Here is a 16,043-nt window from a genome sequence, read left to right on the forward strand (position 1 = left end):
ACCAGAAAGCGCCCAAAAACAACGTCGGTATCACGTCAGTATCGTAGAGGTATCACATAGGAGCAGGCTTGGGGAAGTGGCGCTGGCATTTCAGAACAGTGAACACTGCGGGCGAGGCGGGTGGACTCTGTGAATGATGACTAGCCTCCCGTGCAAGCGTACGACCAGACGCACGTGACAAGCGGGCCTTCACAGGGAAGACGCACAGCCAAGCCCAATCAGCCAATGCCTCAAAGGGGCCAATTCGTCACAAACACCCCAATGGTGCGGGCAATGTGAATCAGCCCCGTCATTGAATATGGTGCACTGAGGACGGTGCGCCGCAAGCCCCTCCTCATGGGGTCAAAGCGTGGTGATCTGCCGTGTCCGTGCGAGGCAGCACAGATTGATGTCGATCCGTTCTATCTGCCAGTTGGGCTGGTCGGCGCCACCAAACGACCACGCCCCGGAATGCAACACTATAATGACACAGCCTAACGCGACAGCCCGTGCGCTACCCCAACGACACCCACGCCGCGTTCCTTGCCGAGCTGCGCACGCAGGCATCAATAAACGCCATCCCCAGCAAGCCGTCCTCTATGCCGGGAAGCATTGAAAGCGCGCGCGCTTGTTTCCCCGCTTGCCTGTCCCGAATGCAGGTCGCTGTTTCCAGGTAGATATTGGCAAAGCCTTCCAAATACCCTTCCGGATGTCCTCCCGGAGTGCGGGTGAGATGATCCGGCTGACCAATTGCCCCTGCTCCGGCCCGTGTCAGCAGCCGAGTCGGTTCGCCAAAAGGCGTGTGGCGCATCACATTGGGGGTTTCCTGCTCCCATTCGATGCCGCCCTTGGAGCCGTAGACCCGCAACCGCAGCGCATTTTCGTTGCCGGGTGCCACCTGAGAACACCACAGCATGCCTCGTGCGCCTTCCTTAAAGCGCAGCATCACATGGGCGTTGTCATCCACTTGCCGCCCATCCACAAAGCTCTGAAGGTCCGCACAAAGACTTTCCGGCGTCAGGCCTGTTACGAAACAGGCAAGATTAAAGGCATGGGTGCCAATGTCCCCCGTTGAGCCACCGGCCCCAGACCGGGCGGGATCGGTACGCCAACTGGCCTGCTTGTTGTCATCCGGTTGGGGCTCGGTGAGCCAGTCTTGCGGATACTCGACCTGCACCACGCGGATGTCTCCCAAGTCACCATTGGCAACCATGTGCCGTGCCTGCCGGATCAGCGGGTAACCGGTATAATTGTGAGTTAGAACAAACAGCGCGTCCGATTTCTCAACCGCCTGCGCCATCTTACGTGCATCGGCCAAAGTTGAGGTCAACGGTTTGTCGCAAATCACATGAATGCCGCGCTTTAGAAACTCCCGCGCCGCGGCCATATGGACATGGTTTGGTGTGACAATCGCCACGGCCTCGATGCCATCTTTTAATCGTGCCTCGCGGATCGCCATGGCTTTGAAATCATCATAGCTCCGGTCAGGCGCAAGGCCCAAAGCTTGCCCAGACGCCTGCGCTTTTTCCGGCGTCGAGGACAGTGCCCCGGCTACAAGCTCAAATTGGCCATCAATGCGGGCCGCAATGCGGTGTACCGCACCAATAAAGGCATCATTGCCGCCGCCGACCATGCCCAACCGGATTGGTCTCTCAAACTCACTCATTACAAAATCCCCAGCATGCGTTTGTTGGCGTCTTCATCGGTGCCGCCATCGGCGAAGTCGTCAAAGGCGGTTTCGGTCACGCGAATTATGTGGTCGCGCACGAACGCCGCCCCTTCGCGCGCACCGTCTTCGGGATGCTTTAGGCAGCATTCCCATTCCACCACGGCCCATCCATCAAAACTGTTTGCTGCCATCTTGCTAAAGACCTTGCCAAAATCAACCTGACCGTCACCAAGGCTGCGGAACCGCCCAGCGCGATCGACCCAACTTTGATAGCCGCCATAGACGCCCTGTTTGCTGGTTGGATTAAACTCCGCATCTTTGACATGGAACATCTTGATACGGTCGGCGTAGTCATCGATGTGACCGACGTAGTCCAAGCACTGCAGCACAAAGTGACTGGGATCATAAAGCATGTTACACCGCGCATGATTGTCCACACGCTCAAGGAACATCTCAAACGTCACCCCATCGTGCAGGTCTTCGCCCGGGTGGATTTCATAACATATGTCCACCCCCATTTGATCCGCGTGATCCAGGATCGGTCGCCAGCGTTTGGCCAACTCGTCAAAGGCTGTGTCTATCAGCCCCGGTGGTCGTTGCGGCCAAGGGTAAATGTAGGGCCAAGCCAAGGCACCGGAAAACGTCACGTGGGATGTGATGCCAAGGTTATAGCTTGCCGTAATCGCCAATTTCATCTGCTCCACGGCCCAGGCTTGCCGCGCCTTAGGATTGCCGCGCACTTCGGGGGCAGCAAAGCCATCAAACGCTTCATCATAAGCGGGATGCACCGCCACCAATTGGCCCTGCAAATGTGTGGAAAGTTCTGTGATTGCTACGCCGTTCTCGCGCGCCACGCCGACCAGTTCTTCGCAATAGCTCTGCGAACTGGCCGCACGGGCGAGATCAAAAAGGCGTGCATCCCAGCTCGGCACCTGCACGCCCTTGTAGCCACAATCAGCGGCCCATTTGGTGATGCTGTCCCAGGAATTGTAGGGGGCCTCGTCGCCAGCAAACTGCGCCAGAAACAATGCGGGGCCTTTGATTGTCTGCATGATTTTTCTCCTGTTTGAAGAAGAGGCCCCTTGGGAGAAAGGGCCTCTTCTCGGGTACCCGAATGGCGCTTTAGAACGGCGAATCCGGGAAGTAGAAGCTCGCCGCGTTCTCAGGTGTGATCAGCGTCGCACCCAGGATGTAGCGCCCAGCCACAGGGCCGTTTGATTTGAACGCAGACACGGTCACATCCATCGCGGTGGCAATCATTGCTGGCGGATAGAGCACGTCCACTGGCACCAGTTCGTTGCCATCCATGATGCCTTTGATGGTCTCTTTCATGCCGGCGCCACCAACAACAAACATACCGTCACCATCACGACCTGCCTGTTTCAGCGCGGCAACAACACCAATGGCAATGTCATCATCCTGAGCCCAAACAGCGTCGATGTCAGGGAAGCGCGACAGGAAATCCTGCATCACTTCAAAGCCGTCATCACGGTTCCAGTTGGCGTGCTTGTGATCCAGTACGTTGATGCCGGAGCCTTCGATTTCGGCCATGAAAGCGTCAAAACGTTCGTTGTCGATCAGCGTCGGAATACCGCGCAGAACAACAATGTTGTCGCCATCCTTCAGACGTCCCTTCATGTACTCCGCCGACACACGACCCAGTTCCGGGTTGTTGCCCGCGACATAGATGTCCTCAATGCCTGGCTGGCTTAAGCCACGATCCACAACTGTGATCAGCGCGCCGGATTTTTTGACATTCAGCACCGGATCGGTGAGCGGCTCACTTTCAAACGGCAGCACCACAAGCGCGTCGATCTGATGCACTGATACGAGGTCTTCCAATGCGCTGGCTTGTGCGGATGGATCAGGCGAGTTCACCAGGATCAAATCCACATCTGGATAGAGCGTTTCCAGCCGTTCTTCGGCCTTTTCAGCATGCCAGTTCATACCAGCGGCCCATGCATGGGTTGGGGTTGGGTAACTCACGCCGATCTTGATGGTTTCGGCACTTGCCCAGCCCGTGAGGGCGATGGTGGCCGCCGTGGCCAAAGCTCCAAATTTGGTAAAGGTCTTCATGTTTTCCTCCCTAAAAGTCCAGTGTCTTCCCTGTGTTTTGGACGCACCTCTCCTCTCCGGTGACGCCCGGTTCTTTCGCGCAAAGCTCTGCGAGAAATTCTTCGTGTGGTGTGTGTCGGCGCTTAGTCTGCCGACGTGTTGCGGCCCCAGTCTCCGCGTTGCAGCCAGACGGCCACGATGATGATGAGGCCCTGCATGGTCCCGTTCAGATAGTTGGAGATCATGTCAGTGAAGTTCAGAATGTTGCCAATAGTGGTCAGGATCAGCGCGCCCAGAATGGTGCCTCCAATCCGGCCATAACCGCCCTTGAGCACTGTGCCGCCAATGATCACAGCGGCGATGGCCTCCAGCTCCCACAGCACGCCAGTTGAGGATGACGCAGACCCCAGACGCGGCACATAGATGATGGTGGCCAGCGAGACACATAGGCCCTGGATCACATAGGTCAGCGTTTTTACACGGTCGACTTTGATCGCGGAGTATTTTGCCACGCTCTCGTTGGAGCCAATGGCTGTGCAATAACGGCCAAACGCTGTGCGGTTCATCAGGAACCATCCGGCGACAGCAACGACGATGAACACCCATACCGGGATCGGCAGGCCAAAGAAGCTGTCGTAGTAAACCGGGCGATACACGCCACGGATGTCATAGTTCAGAGAGAGTGTGCCACCGTCCGCAAAATAAGTCACCAACGAACGGTAGATGCCCATGGTCCCTAGGGTGACAATAAAGGCTTCAATCTTGCCCTTGGTGGTCAAAAAGCCGTTCACCAGACCTGCGCCCAGGCCAAGAATAATTGAGCACCCACAACCGATCAGGACTGTGGTGACGCCAGTTCCAAAAGTGTCCACGGCGCTGTTCATCACAATGATCATCACCCCGGCGATGACGGCAGCCATTGAGCCAACTGAAAGGTCAATCCCGCCCGCGGTGATCACAAAAGTCGCGCCTACCGCAATGATGCCAATGAACGCGGACCGTGTGAGCAAGTTGGTAATATTGCCTTCGCTCAGGAACGCCGGATTGAGCAGAAACCCAATCACACAGAGAATGAGCAATGCAATGGCGGGACCCGCAGCCTTAAGGTCAAAGCCGCGCAAAATCGAAGGTTTGGCTGTACTCATGGTTGTCTCGGTCATTACTGGTGCTCCCGCTTAAGTCCTGCGGCGTAGCGCACGATTTCAGTTTCGTTGATATGGTCGCCGGTCACGACTCCGGTGATTTCACCCTCGCGCATCACCACCACGCGGTGGCACAGACCTATGATTTCCGGCATTTCAGAGGACACCACCACAACCGACACGCCTTCAGCTGCGATCGCCGCGATAAAGTGATAGATTTGCTGTTTGGTGCCGACGTCGATCCCCCGTGTGGGCTCATCGATAATCAAGACGCGCGGGTCGCACTCCATCACTTTGGCGAGCAACAGCTTTTGTTGGTTGCCACCGGACAGGTCTCCCACGTTCACATTTGGGTCGCGCGCGCGGATATCAAAGCGGCGAATGGCCCGTGCCAATGCGGCGTCTTCCGCCTTGCGATCCACGCTCAGTCCTTTGACAAACTTCGGCAAGGCAAAGAGGGACAGGTTGGGTCGCATCTTCTGTCCCAGCAACAGGCCTTTCTCTTTGCGGTCCTTGGTCAGGTAAACAACACCTGCATCTCGGGCCTCAGCCACGGATCCGAATTGAGCGGGCGCTCCATCAAAGTTGATGATGCCGTGCGTGCGCGATGTCAGGCCGCACATCGCCTCAAAAACCGCTGTACGCCCGGCGCCGATCAACCCTGAAAACCCAAGGATTTCCCCTTTCCTTAGGTCAAAGCTGACGTTGTGCACGCCGGGCGCCACCAGATCACGTACCTCAAGCACGCGTTCTGCATCCACATCCACTTCGTTCATCGGTGGGTAAAAGTCGCTCAACTCGCGCCCCACCATCATTTGCGCCATCGTATCCGGCGTCACGTCTTTCGCCGCATGGGTGCCAATCCATTGGCCATCGCGCAGCACGGTCACCTGATCGGAAATCGCGCTGACTTCGGCCAGCTTGTGGGACACAAAGACAATCGCGGTGCCGCGCGCCTTCAAGCGGCGCACCTGCGCGAAGAACAGCTCGGTTTCCGCTTCCGTCAGGACCGCGGTTGGTTCGTCCATAATCAGAACTCGCGCATCGCGACTAATGGCTTTGACAATCTCCACCATCTGCTTTTGGGCAATCGAGAGATCGGAAATCCGATCTTCGGGCGAAATGTCGAGACCGATGTCATCCAGATAGCCCCGCACCATGGCGCGCATTGTGGCCCGATCCAACACACCCCGGCTCATGATTTCGCGCCCAAGAAAGATGTTTTCCTCAACCGTCATCTGCTCGGCGAGATTGAGTTCTTGGTGGATCAAAACAATCCCCAAGGTCTCGGACTGACCATTGCCAGGCAACTCTGTGTCCACGCCGTCCAACCGAATGTGCCCTGACGTGGGCTGCAAGAAGCCGGAGAGAATTTTCATGAAGGTGGACTTACCTGCCCCATTCTCTCCAATAAGCGCATGCACCTCGCCAGCGCGAACATCCATGCTGACGCTGAACAGAACCGGGACCGAGCCAAATGACTTACTGATCCCGTCCGCCGACAAAATCGGCACACTTATAGACTGGCCATCCGGCACGGCGTCTCCTCCCTGAATTCCCACCCCACTTTGGGGGCGTTGATTGACTTATGTAAACGTTTTCATCTTTCATGTAAACCTTTACATCACGCACTGTAAACCTTTTCACAATGCCGCATTGCGGCTATAAGGCTCCTAACCGCCTTGCGCGTATAAACAAAAACACCAAACCAACAGGCGCGCCCAACGTGTCATTACCACCCAAGAAATCTGCCACAATCGAGGACGTCGCCAAGCTTGCCGGCGTCTCCATTGCCACGGTCAGTCGCGCGATTCGGAACCCGGAAAAGGTGGCGGAGAGCACGCGCAAGAAGGTGACCAACGCGATTGCGCGCACCGGGTACACCGCCAATGTGATGGCGCAGAACCTGCGCATGAAACGCTCTAAAATGGTCATGGTGCTGACGCCGTCCATTGCCGACCCGAATTTCCCAGGCGTCCTGATCGGCCTGGAGAAAGAAGCACACGCGCGCGGCTACGGCGTGTTGATCGGCAACACCGAGGGCGCGATTTCTCTGGAAGAAAACCACATGCGCTTCTTGGCAACGGGTGTGGCGGATGGGCTTGTTCTGCTAACCGGGCACCTGCCCGTCGCAGGCGCGCCGCAAGATCCGGTCACGCAGCTCCCGCCCCTGGTGGCTGTGGGCCGCCCACTGGAAGCCACCCAAACCGACTTCGTCGGGGTGGACGACGTGGCCGCCTCCAAAATGGCAACCGAGTATCTGGTGTCTCTCGGCCATCGCCGCATCGTGTTTGTCGGCGGCGGCACCGGCGATGTGCTATCCGACTTGCGCCACGACGGCTACCGAAAAGGTCTGGCGGAATGCGCCGAAGAACTGGCCGATTGGCGCATCGAGGGTGATGGCAGCAGCGAAGGCGGCCGCGCTGCCGTGGAACGCCTTTTCATCAAGGATACACTGCCGACAGCCTTCTTCTGTTTCAATGACAACACCGCCATTGGCGTGATTGCCGCCCTGCGCCTGCGTGGGTTTGATGTGCCCGGGGATTTTTCCGTGATAGGCTTTGACGACATTCCCTTTGCCAGCAACATCACCCCAGCCCTGACCACGATCCGCCAGCCGCGCAACAAGATTGGCGAGCGCGCCATGGCGATCCTTCTGGATGGGCTGGAGGGACAAAAGGCCGAAAAGACGAGCGAAAAGTTACACGGCGACCTTGTTGTCCGGGAGAGCTGCGGACCTGCTGGGCGCAAATAGCAAAGCCCGTTACCGATCCACTTTTAATCCACTGGGAACCTCTTCCGGGATGCGGCTTGTTTGTGCTTTGGCCGCTGCCCCGGTCAGACTTTCAAGAAAAGCCACCAATGCCGCAATTTCGGCGTCACTGCGGGGCGGAATGTGAATGTCACGGTGGTTGGCATGCCGCGCCATTTCGATACGGTCCTGCTGGATGACAAAATCGATGCGGCTTAGCCAAGGCACGTCGGGCAATGTCAGATCAGCGACTCTCCAATTGGCGCGCGCCGCTGGGGGATCGAGGTGATGCCGGATCATCCGCTCCAGCGTCGGGTACGCGCCATTGTGCCCGTAAGGTGCTGTGAGTTCGACATTTCTGAGTATGGGGGTCCGGAAGCGATACGCATCCGCAAGGTCGTCCGTTTCCCCCATGCGCCCGACATCCCGCGCATAAGGGTCAAACCTTCGGGTGCGGCCTGGCCCGAAGGCCGGCAGCCCCAAAGCATGAAACTGTTGATTAGAAAACAAGTTTCCGGAGTGACAATTGCTACATCCCGCCTTGCCAAAAAACAGCTCCATGCCTTGAACTTGCACTGCGGATAGAGCCTGATCTTCCCCCGCCAAATAAGCATCAAACGGGCTGTCAAAGGACGTGAAGTCTTGCACCATGAAATGGGCCAAGGCGTCGGCGATTTGGACAATCGACACCTCCTCGGCTGCGCCAATCTCGTCGAATGCCGAGACAAAACCGGCGCCATATCTCGGGATCGTTCTGACTCGTTTTGCGATGATTGGCCAAGCCGCATCAATCCTATCCCGCGTCGCGCCAACAACCTCGTTTTCGCCGACATTCCCCGCCATCTCAAACCCAGATGTCATCGGGAAAAGCGCCTGCGCCGCCAGAACGGACTTTAGCCCATCGGGAAGCCACTCTTCTGCGGGCGTATTGAAGCCATTTCCAAATATGGGGTCCACGCTGACCCGGCCATCATGCATTAACGTGTCAATGGTGTTGGCACCCAGGTTCCATAGCGCGGGCGCATTGCGCGGAATACGTTTTTGGACCTTGTTTGCCCCCATATCGGAGACCCGCTCCGGCCCAAGCCCATGCCCGCCTTCCCCCAATCCGAGCGACAATCCATCAGAGGTTCCAAATCGCGGATGATGGCAGGTTCCGCAGCTGATATTTCTGTTCCCGGACAGGATCTTGTCGTAAAATAACAGGCGTCCCAGTTCGGCCTTTTCGGCATCCACACCCATGAAGTCATTGGCGCTCAACGGTGTTGGCAACGCAGGCAACTCGGCGAAAGACGGGGCGGCAAACAGGATCACGGAGAGCGCATGCGACACCCAACAAAAAAGCTTCTTCTTGCGGCCGCGTTGGTCGTAGGAACGACCCAATGTGGCCTCGCCGAAATTGAAGCCGCGCGCGATCTTATGGAGGCCGGGGATTTTGAAGCCGCGCGTGAAGCGATGTGGCCGGCGGCCCGGTCGGGCAATGCCGACGCCGAGGAATTGATCGGCGTGATGTATGCGATGGGACTTGGCGTTGAGCGGGATGATCAGCGCGCGTTTGAATGGTATCTGCGCAGTGCCATGAAAGGTCATCCCGGCGCGCAATCTGGAATTGGCTGGTACTATGAGGTCGGGCGCGGAATGCCCGCGCCGGATTTGGTCCGGGCCTATATGTGGTACACGCTGTCGGCGATCGGCGGAGACCCCGACGCGGCGATCAGCCTTGAAGAGGTTGTGAAGAAAATGACCAAGGAAGAGATTGATAAAGCGCATATTCTGGTCGAGGACTACCGCGTGTGGATGTATCCGTTCCGGTAACTGCCGGACAAAAGGCGGCGCGAGGGACTGCCCCCGCGCCGTTTGAGCTTAGTTCAGATCTGCGTCACGCGCGCCGTTCACGTCCGCTTCAGCTGCTGCAACCGCATCGGTCAATGCGGTGAACACCTCATCGCCACGGGCCACGTTGGATTTGAACCAGTCATAAACAGGGGAAGCCGCTTGTTTGAACGCGTCTTTCTCTGCTGGGGTTGGGACATAGAGGTCCCCGCCACCGGCAACGAAGTCTTCATAGGCTTGAATCGACTTACGCTTTGGCGAAGCAAAGGTGGCCTGTTGCAGGGCATAGAACCCGTCCACCACCACGCGGCGCATGTCTTCTGGCATATCCATGAACGTCTGGTTCGACATCCACCACAGCGCACCCATGTAGGCGTGGCCATCCAAGGTCACATACTGCAGCCCCGCATCTGGGAACTTCATGCCCATAATATCAGTGATGCCGTTTTTGGAGCCTTCAACAACACCGGTTTGGAAGCTGGTGAACAGTTCAGGCCATGGGATTGGCGTAGGTGACGCGCCAAGCGCTTTTACAAGCTCCTGCGGCAGGTCAGCGACAACGGTCCGGATCTTCAGACCTTCCATATCGGCAGGTGCCGCCACACGGCGTTTGGTGTTGGCAAAGTTGCGCCAGCCACCGGTGTTGCCAATGGTCATCAGGCGGATCGCGTCACCGCTGTCCTCCAACGCCATTGCGCGCATTGTGCGGGTAAAGTCACCGGACAGCACATGTTCCGCAATGCGGTCATCCGCCATCAGATACGGCAGGTCGAGAACTTGCACATACGGGAACAAACCGGACGCGCCGCCAGAGGTTGAGATGTAGACGTCAATGGACCCATCCGCCACGCCCTGAAGGCATTCGGCGCCGTTGGAGCACAGTTGTGTGCCGATAAACAGTTCCACCTCGATGGCGCCGTTAGAGGCGGCTTCGACATAGTTTTTGAAGACAACAAGACCGTCATAGTCTTCATCGTTTTCATTCGAGTTTGCTGTTGCACGGATCGTGTAGTCGGCCGCACTCGCCGTCAGCGCGGTGCCGGCCATCAAGGCCGACAGTGCCACCGTCTTTGCCAGTTTCATAAACATGCGTGTTTCCTCCTGTTGCACGTCGTTTTTTTGGTGTCAGTTCAAGAACCCCGTTAGTTTCGGAACGGTCAGTGAAATTTCAGGCACAAAGGTAATCAGGAAGATCACCGCGACCTCTACCGCCAGGAATGGCAAGATGGCTTTTGCGATGGTCGTCACCCGTTCGTGAGAGACAGAGGCGGCGACAAAGAGCACAAGCCCCATAGGGGGCGTGGCTAGTCCAACGGTCAGATTGACGCACATGATGATCGCAAAGTGTACGGACTCGACTCCGAGCCCTTCAAAGACCGGCGCCAAAATGGGGCCAAGGATGATGATCGCGGGCCCCGCGTCCAGAAACATACCCACCACAAAGAGCAGCAGGTTGATCAGGAACAGCAGGATCAGCGGGTTTTCCGATAAGGTCAGAATGAACTCGGCTAGGATTTCCGGTGCGTGGCTTAGGCTGACCACCGTTTTGAACGACATGGCCGCACCCACCAACAGCAGCACCACAGCGGAGGTGATGCCAGCACGGGTGAAAACCTCCGGCAAGTCTTTCAACCTCATGGTCCGCAGCACCAGAAACCCAACCAACAGCGCATAGGCAACTGCGACAGCTGCGGCTTCGGTGGGTGTGAACACCCCGGCCAAAATGCCGCCCAGGATCAGGATCGGCGTCTGCAACGGCACCACGGCGCGCTTGCAGACAATGCGGAATTCGGGGCTGACCACTCGGCGCAGTCCCAGCATCAATCCATGCGCCAGTAGCACCGCGCCCAGGAATGTCAGCCATTTGGACAGGGTTGTGTCAGCCGCCGGGGCAAATTGCGCCAGCAAAAGCCCGAGGTTCAGTCGCACCAACACAAAGGAAACCCAACTTTCCAAACCGCCGATATCAACGTTCTCAAACGTCACACGGCGCGCCGCGGGCAGATCGTATTTGTCGGCCATGACGCGGACCATTACCATCAGGCCAACGCCCACCAGGATGCCCGGCACAATGCCCGCCAAGAACAACGCGGCGACGCTTTCGCCCATGACGTAGGCATAGATAATCATGATGCCTGAAGGCGGAATGATCGGCCCAATAACAGAACTCGCAGCGGTCACGGCGGCGGCAAATTTCCGGGTATAGCCTTCTCGTTCCATCGCCGGGATCAGCATGGAGCCAAGCGCAGAAGTGTCTGCGACCGCTGAACCAGACAGCCCGGCAAACAGGATCGACGACAGGATGTTCACCTGAGCAAGCCCGCCCCTCAGATGGCCCATCAAGGCTTGCGAGAACTCAACCAGGCGCACGGTGATCCCGCCCCGGTTCATCAGCTCACCCGCCAACATGAAAAACGGGATGGCCATCAGAGGGAAGCTGTCCATCCCGTTGTAAAGGTTGCGGTACAGCAACGTGATGTCGCGCTCTTGCCCGTTGAGCCAAAGCAACGCGCCGGGCGCGGCCAAAAGGCAGAAAAACACCGGCAGACCCACCAGAAGAAGGAATAGAAACAGCGGAAGAAACCAGATCAGCATTACTCAGACCCTCCGACGGGGAGGCCGGACCGCGCAGGCAAGCGGCCGCCCATGCCCAGAAGCCGGACAAAGCGCTCCAACAACAACTCTATGTTCACCAGGATCAGCAGGACAATGCCCACCAGAAGCGACAGCATCATCCAACTGCGCGGGATCCGGTACCAGTCGTCAAACGTCAGAGAAGTCGGCAGATACAAAGACGCGGTGGTGAAACGCCCTCCAAGCCCGGTGACCTCTTTGTAGCCGATCTGCACCCCAACGATCAGGACAATCAGGCTGATCAATAGCAGGACAAGCTGCAGAAGATGCATTGTCTTGCCTTTGATCACCGCATCAATGAAGTCGATCGCCACAAAGCCGCCATTGCGGAACGCTGTGGGCGCCATCAAGCCTGTCATCCACAACATGAAAAAGCGTGCAGCCTCGTCGGGCCAGGGCAATGCGCTGCCCAACACGTATCGAAAGAAGACTTGGATCAGGATCGCCGCGACCATCACGCCAATGGCGAATACGCCCAGCCAACGCCCGACTGCCAGCAGTCCGGAGTTCAATGGACGCAACAGATTCAAGACAGCAAAGACTGCCTTCATCGTGTCTTTCTCCTCCCGTTTTGCATTCTGTCCTCATCAGAACGCGGGCCGCCGATCTTATTGTTTTACGGCAGCAATCTGGCCCATTTGGCCCTTGTAGAAAGTCAAAGCATCTCCGTCTTCGCGCATGGTTGCGTGATCAACATGTCCAAGAACAATCGCGTGATCGCCCCCTTCGTAAATCGCAGAGCGAGTACACTCGAACCGCGCAAGACAATTGTCCAAAATAGGCACGCCCCAATCGTTCACTTGGTGCGCGACATCCGCCAAGCCAAAGGCATCTTTGGCCACCGTCCAGCAAAGATCGTCCTGTTCGGCCGACAGCACGTGGATCGCATAGTGATCTGCGCGCTCAAAATGCGGAAACCGGCGCGAGTTCTTGTCAGGGGACCACAGCACCAAGGGCGGGGTCAATGACACCGAGGAAAAACTGTTGGCGGTGATCGCCACCGGACCGTTTTCCGAGGCCGCCGTGACAATGGTCACCCCGGTGGCAAACCGTCCAAACGCGTCACGCAACAGCCGTGTGTTGTTCGGGTCGGGCACAAAGCTCAGCTTTCCCCCGACAGTGTGCGCAGACATCATGGGACCTCCTTGCCGAGCGCGGCTTCGTAGAGAGAGAACCAGGTTTCGCGGTCCAGTGTGACCTTCTCCGCGTCCGAAATCATCTTGATACGATCTAGATTATTGGTGCCCAATACCGGCAGGATGTGGGCCGGATGGCGCAAAAGGAACGCCACGGCCACGGCCGCACGATCCACGCCCTGCACTGCCGCAATTCGGTCCAAACGGTCCGCCAAATCCCCCGTTCCGGTCATCAGGCCGCCGCCACCGAGTGGTGACCACGCCATGACAGGGTGGCCATGCTGTTGATGAAAGGCCAAGTCCCCATTTGTGAACGGGGACAGTTCCGCCAGCGAAATCTCGATTTGGTTGGTGACCAGCGGGGTCTTCATCGCCGACTGCAAAAGCTTCCAGTCCCACGGGCGGAAGTTCGATACGCCGACGGCGCGCACCTTGCCCGACGCCACCAGATCATCCAGCGCTGCCCCGGTTTCATTGTGATCCATCAAAGGATCGGGGCGGTGGATCAACAGAAGATCCACATGATCTACCCCCATCTCACGCAAAGACCGGTTCACCGAGGCTTCGATGTGGGCGCGTGACGTGTCGTAGTATTTGACCGGCTTGTCCGCATAAATCCCGATGGGCGCGACGATATCGCACTTTGTCACAATCTCGATCTGATTGCGCAACGCCGGGTTGGCTTTTAGTGCCCCGCCCAGCACGGCCTCGGCACCGTAGTCACCATAGATGTCCGCCTGATCAATGGTGGTGATCCCTTGATCCAGACAGGCTTGGATTTTTGCCTCTACGTATTCTGGCGACGTGTCCGCATCATCGGCCACACGCCACATGCCATAAACCAGACGGCTGAAAGTCAGCCCGTTTGCGATCTCGACACGGTTCATCAGCGACGTTCTCCGATACCAAGGGGGGTTTGCGGTGTGGATGCCGGCACGCGCCCATAGGCATGTGGCAGCGATACAGTGTTGAGATGCGGCATCACGCGGGCGCCAAAATGCTTGGCCTCATCCACATGCGGGTAGCCAGACAAAACGAAAGCCCGCATCCCCATCTTTTGATAGGCCTCAAGCTTGGACAAAACCTGATCGGTCGACCCGACCAGCGCCGCACCACAGCCGGATCTCGCCCGGCCCACGCCGGTCCAGAGATGTGGCTCGATAAAGCCATCGTCGTCGGCCACATCGCGGTTCTTTGCCTGATGCGACACGCCTAGAGACTTGGCGTCCAGCGCACGCTCCCGGATGGCGCGCCCCTGCTCGTCATCGAGTTTAGACACAATGTAGTCGGCATATTCACGGGCTTCAGCCTCGGTGTCCCGGACAATCACATGCACACGCAGGCCGTAATCGAGGGTCCGGCCATAGCGTTCCGCCACCGCGTTCACCGCCTTCATACGCCCGGCCAGCTCGTCCATCTTTTCTGGCCACATCAGGTACACGTCGCAATGCTGCCCGCAGAGCTCCAATGCATCCGGCGAATAGCCACCAAAATACAGCAATGGCCCACCGGTCTGATAAGGCACCACAGGATCAGTTGTCAGGCCCTGGAAATTGTAGACCTCACCGTTGTGGTTGATCTCGCCTTGGGTCCAGGCCTGCTTGAGAATCTCGACAACTTCACGCGAGCGCTGGTAGCGATAGCTGCTCTCATCCTTTTCACCGGGAAAGTCGGACGAGATGATGTTCACGGTCAGCCGACCTTCCAACATGTGGTCCAACGTCGCCAGTGTACGGGCCAGCATGATCGGCTGCATCTCTCCACAGCGCACGGCGGCCAGCATGTTGATCTTGCTGGTGATCGGCGCGCAGCCTGCCACGAAGCTCAGCGTGTCCTGCCCCACCTGATAAGAAGACGGGCACAGAATATTGCGGAAGCCTTGCGCCTCAGCTTCTTTCACGATGCCCGAGCAATGCGCCCAGGACGACCGCAGATCGCCATCTGGCACGCCAAGAAATTGGTAGTCGTCTGAGCACAGCGCGGCAAACCACGACACTTCCACAGCATCCAGATCAGCAGATGTCACCGGCACGATGGTCATCGAGTTCCTCCCAAAATCTCGTTTTCCTTACCTCTTGAATAAACTGCGATTTGATGTAGATCAATGGTGTATCAATTTTGCGGGATGATCTATGTCAAATCCAGACCTCTCCAGTTCGGCGCTGCCGCTCTATTTGCAGATCAGCGAAACCCTGATCCGAGAGATCGCGGCTGGCCGTCTGGTGGACGGAGAGCGCTTGCCGCCTGAGCGCGAGCTGGCCAAGCAATACGGAACCACCGTGCGCACACTGCGCAAATCCCTTGCCGAACTGGAGAAGCAAGGCATGCTTGAGCGCGTACAAGGATCCGGCAACTATGTGCGCGCCACGCAAAGCGGGCGCAGCGTCTACTCCATGTTCCGATTGGAGTTGCCGGGGGGGGGCGGATTGCCCACTGCGGACATCCTCTCGGTGCATGACATGGACAAGCCTTCCGGCCTGCCAGCCTTTGGCACCTCGAATCACGGCACACGGATTCGCAGGTTGCGCTATCTGGACGACGTGGTGATCGCGGTCGAAGAAATCTGGCTGGACGGCGACGCCGGCAAAGTGGACCCGGCCAAACTGTCGGAGTCGCTGTACCACTATTATCAAAAGCAGCTTGGCTTCTGGATACGTCGCGCCGAAGATCGCGTCTCCATCGGGCACGTGCCGCACTGGGCGCCAGAAGCCTTCGGCCAACTTCCTGGGGCAGTTTCTGGTTACATCGAACGCCTAAGCTGGTCGCAAGCCAGCGCTCCGGTCGAGTTTTCACGCACCTGGTTTGACCCGGAACACTCTATCTACATCCAACGCCTGACTTAG

The 16,043-nt window shown here is 57.7% G+C and carries 15 protein-coding genes; 3 read left to right on the forward strand and 12 right to left on the reverse strand.

Annotation, left to right across the window (positions count from 1 at the left end):
- Window positions 1-493: 493 nt before the first annotated feature.
- The 5 genes from JXR15_RS18780 to JXR15_RS18800 all read right to left on the reverse strand — a co-directional run bounded on the left by JXR15_RS18780 (window position 494) and on the right by JXR15_RS18800 (window position 6,365).
- Window positions 494-1,645, reverse strand: a complete 1,152-nt coding sequence (locus JXR15_RS18780; protein ID WP_422054730.1) for a Gfo/Idh/MocA family protein — start codon at window positions 1,643-1,645, stop codon at window positions 494-496.
- Window positions 1,645-2,700, reverse strand: coding sequence for a sugar phosphate isomerase/epimerase family protein (locus JXR15_RS18785; RefSeq protein ID WP_422054731.1), 1,056 nt, complete (start codon window positions 2,698-2,700; stop codon window positions 1,645-1,647). Before JXR15_RS18785 ends, JXR15_RS18780 begins: the two co-directional genes overlap by 1 nt.
- A 70-nt stretch (window positions 2,701-2,770) precedes the next feature.
- Window positions 2,771-3,724, reverse strand: a complete 954-nt coding sequence (locus JXR15_RS18790) for a substrate-binding domain-containing protein (protein ID WP_422054732.1) — start codon at window positions 3,722-3,724, stop codon at window positions 2,771-2,773.
- Between the two features lie 122 nt (window positions 3,725-3,846).
- The gene (locus JXR15_RS18795) at window positions 3,847-4,863 is read right to left on the reverse strand and encodes an ABC transporter permease (RefSeq protein ID WP_422054733.1); all 1,017 of its coding nucleotides are present in this window, start codon (window positions 4,861-4,863) and stop codon (window positions 3,847-3,849) included.
- Window positions 4,863-6,365, reverse strand: a complete 1,503-nt coding sequence (locus JXR15_RS18800; RefSeq protein ID WP_422055030.1) for a sugar ABC transporter ATP-binding protein — start codon at window positions 6,363-6,365, stop codon at window positions 4,863-4,865. The genes JXR15_RS18795 and JXR15_RS18800 overlap by 1 nt, the downstream gene beginning before the upstream one ends.
- Window positions 6,366-6,571: 206 nt before the next feature.
- Here JXR15_RS18800 and JXR15_RS18805 point away from each other — a divergent pair, with 206 nt between their 5' ends.
- Window positions 6,572-7,600, forward strand: coding sequence for a LacI family DNA-binding transcriptional regulator (locus JXR15_RS18805; RefSeq protein ID WP_422054734.1), 1,029 nt, complete (start codon window positions 6,572-6,574; stop codon window positions 7,598-7,600).
- 9 nt (window positions 7,601-7,609) lie between these two features.
- On the opposite strand, the gene JXR15_RS18810 is transcribed toward JXR15_RS18805, so the two are convergent.
- A complete protein-coding gene (locus tag JXR15_RS18810; RefSeq protein ID WP_422054735.1) occupies window positions 7,610-8,929 on the reverse strand; it encodes a cytochrome-c peroxidase in 1,320 nt (439 codons plus the stop codon).
- An 87-nt stretch (window positions 8,930-9,016) separates the two neighbouring features.
- Between JXR15_RS18810 and JXR15_RS18815 the strand changes: the two genes are divergently transcribed.
- Window positions 9,017-9,412, forward strand: coding sequence for a tetratricopeptide repeat protein (locus tag JXR15_RS18815; RefSeq protein ID WP_283425464.1), 396 nt, complete (start codon window positions 9,017-9,019; stop codon window positions 9,410-9,412).
- A 48-nt stretch (window positions 9,413-9,460) separates the two neighbouring features.
- Here JXR15_RS18815 and dctP read toward each other — a convergent pair whose 3' ends face one another.
- The 6 genes from dctP to JXR15_RS18845 are packed head-to-tail and all read right to left on the reverse strand — an operon-like array spanning window position 9,461 to window position 15,241.
- A complete protein-coding gene (gene dctP / locus JXR15_RS18820; protein ID WP_422054736.1) occupies window positions 9,461-10,519 on the reverse strand; it encodes a TRAP transporter substrate-binding protein DctP in 1,059 nt (352 codons plus the stop codon).
- Between the two features lie 36 nt (window positions 10,520-10,555).
- Complete coding sequence (locus tag JXR15_RS18825; protein ID WP_422054737.1) at window positions 10,556-12,025, reverse strand: TRAP transporter large permease; 1,470 nt, start codon at window positions 12,023-12,025, stop codon at window positions 10,556-10,558.
- Window positions 12,025-12,615, reverse strand: coding sequence for a TRAP transporter small permease (locus JXR15_RS18830; protein WP_422054738.1), 591 nt, complete (start codon window positions 12,613-12,615; stop codon window positions 12,025-12,027). Before JXR15_RS18830 ends, JXR15_RS18825 begins: the two co-directional genes overlap by 1 nt.
- A gap of 57 nt (window positions 12,616-12,672) precedes the next feature.
- Entirely contained in the window at window positions 12,673-13,197 is a 525-nt protein-coding gene (locus JXR15_RS18835; RefSeq protein WP_422054739.1) for a flavin reductase family protein, read from the reverse strand.
- Complete coding sequence (locus JXR15_RS18840) at window positions 13,197-14,087, reverse strand: aldo/keto reductase (RefSeq protein WP_422054740.1); 891 nt, start codon at window positions 14,085-14,087, stop codon at window positions 13,197-13,199. Before JXR15_RS18840 ends, JXR15_RS18835 begins: the two co-directional genes overlap by 1 nt.
- Entirely contained in the window at window positions 14,087-15,241 is a 1,155-nt protein-coding gene (locus JXR15_RS18845; RefSeq protein WP_422054741.1) for an LLM class flavin-dependent oxidoreductase, read from the reverse strand. The genes JXR15_RS18840 and JXR15_RS18845 overlap by 1 nt, the downstream gene beginning before the upstream one ends.
- A gap of 91 nt (window positions 15,242-15,332) precedes the next feature.
- On the opposite strand from JXR15_RS18845, the gene JXR15_RS18850 reads away from it, so the two are divergent.
- Window positions 15,333-16,043 (forward strand): GntR family transcriptional regulator, encoded by a 711-nt coding sequence (locus tag JXR15_RS18850; RefSeq protein WP_422054742.1) that lies wholly within the window; start codon window positions 15,333-15,335, stop codon window positions 16,041-16,043.

The organism is Shimia sp., from assembly GCF_049116215.1.
In the GTDB taxonomy this organism is placed as follows: domain Bacteria; phylum Pseudomonadota; class Alphaproteobacteria; order Rhodobacterales; family Rhodobacteraceae; genus Shimia.

Coding starts and splice junctions, on each gene's coding strand:
- JXR15_RS18780 (WP_422054730.1), bottom strand. CDS start 1,645: ATGAGTGAGTTTGAGAGACCAATCCGGTTGGGCATGGTCGGCGGCGGC.
- JXR15_RS18850 (WP_422054742.1), top strand. CDS start 15,333: ATGTCAAATCCAGACCTCTCCAGTTCGGCGCTGCCGCTCTATTTGCAG.
- JXR15_RS18845 (WP_422054741.1), bottom strand. CDS start 15,241: ATGACCATCGTGCCGGTGACATCTGCTGATCTGGATGCTGTGGAAGTG.
- JXR15_RS18835 (WP_422054739.1), bottom strand. CDS start 13,197: ATGTCTGCGCACACTGTCGGGGGAAAGCTGAGCTTTGTGCCCGACCCG.
- JXR15_RS18815 (WP_283425464.1), top strand. CDS start 9,017: ATGGAGGCCGGGGATTTTGAAGCCGCGCGTGAAGCGATGTGGCCGGCG.
- JXR15_RS18830 (WP_422054738.1), bottom strand. CDS start 12,615: ATGAAGGCAGTCTTTGCTGTCTTGAATCTGTTGCGTCCATTGAACTCC.
- JXR15_RS18785 (WP_422054731.1), bottom strand. CDS start 2,700: ATGCAGACAATCAAAGGCCCCGCATTGTTTCTGGCGCAGTTTGCTGGC.
- JXR15_RS18825 (WP_422054737.1), bottom strand. CDS start 12,025: ATGCTGATCTGGTTTCTTCCGCTGTTTCTATTCCTTCTTCTGGTGGGT.
- dctP (WP_422054736.1), bottom strand. CDS start 10,519: ATGTTTATGAAACTGGCAAAGACGGTGGCACTGTCGGCCTTGATGGCC.
- JXR15_RS18790 (WP_422054732.1), bottom strand. CDS start 3,724: ATGAAGACCTTTACCAAATTTGGAGCTTTGGCCACGGCGGCCACCATC.
- JXR15_RS18795 (WP_422054733.1), bottom strand. CDS start 4,863: ATGACCGAGACAACCATGAGTACAGCCAAACCTTCGATTTTGCGCGGC.
- JXR15_RS18840 (WP_422054740.1), bottom strand. CDS start 14,087: ATGAACCGTGTCGAGATCGCAAACGGGCTGACTTTCAGCCGTCTGGTT.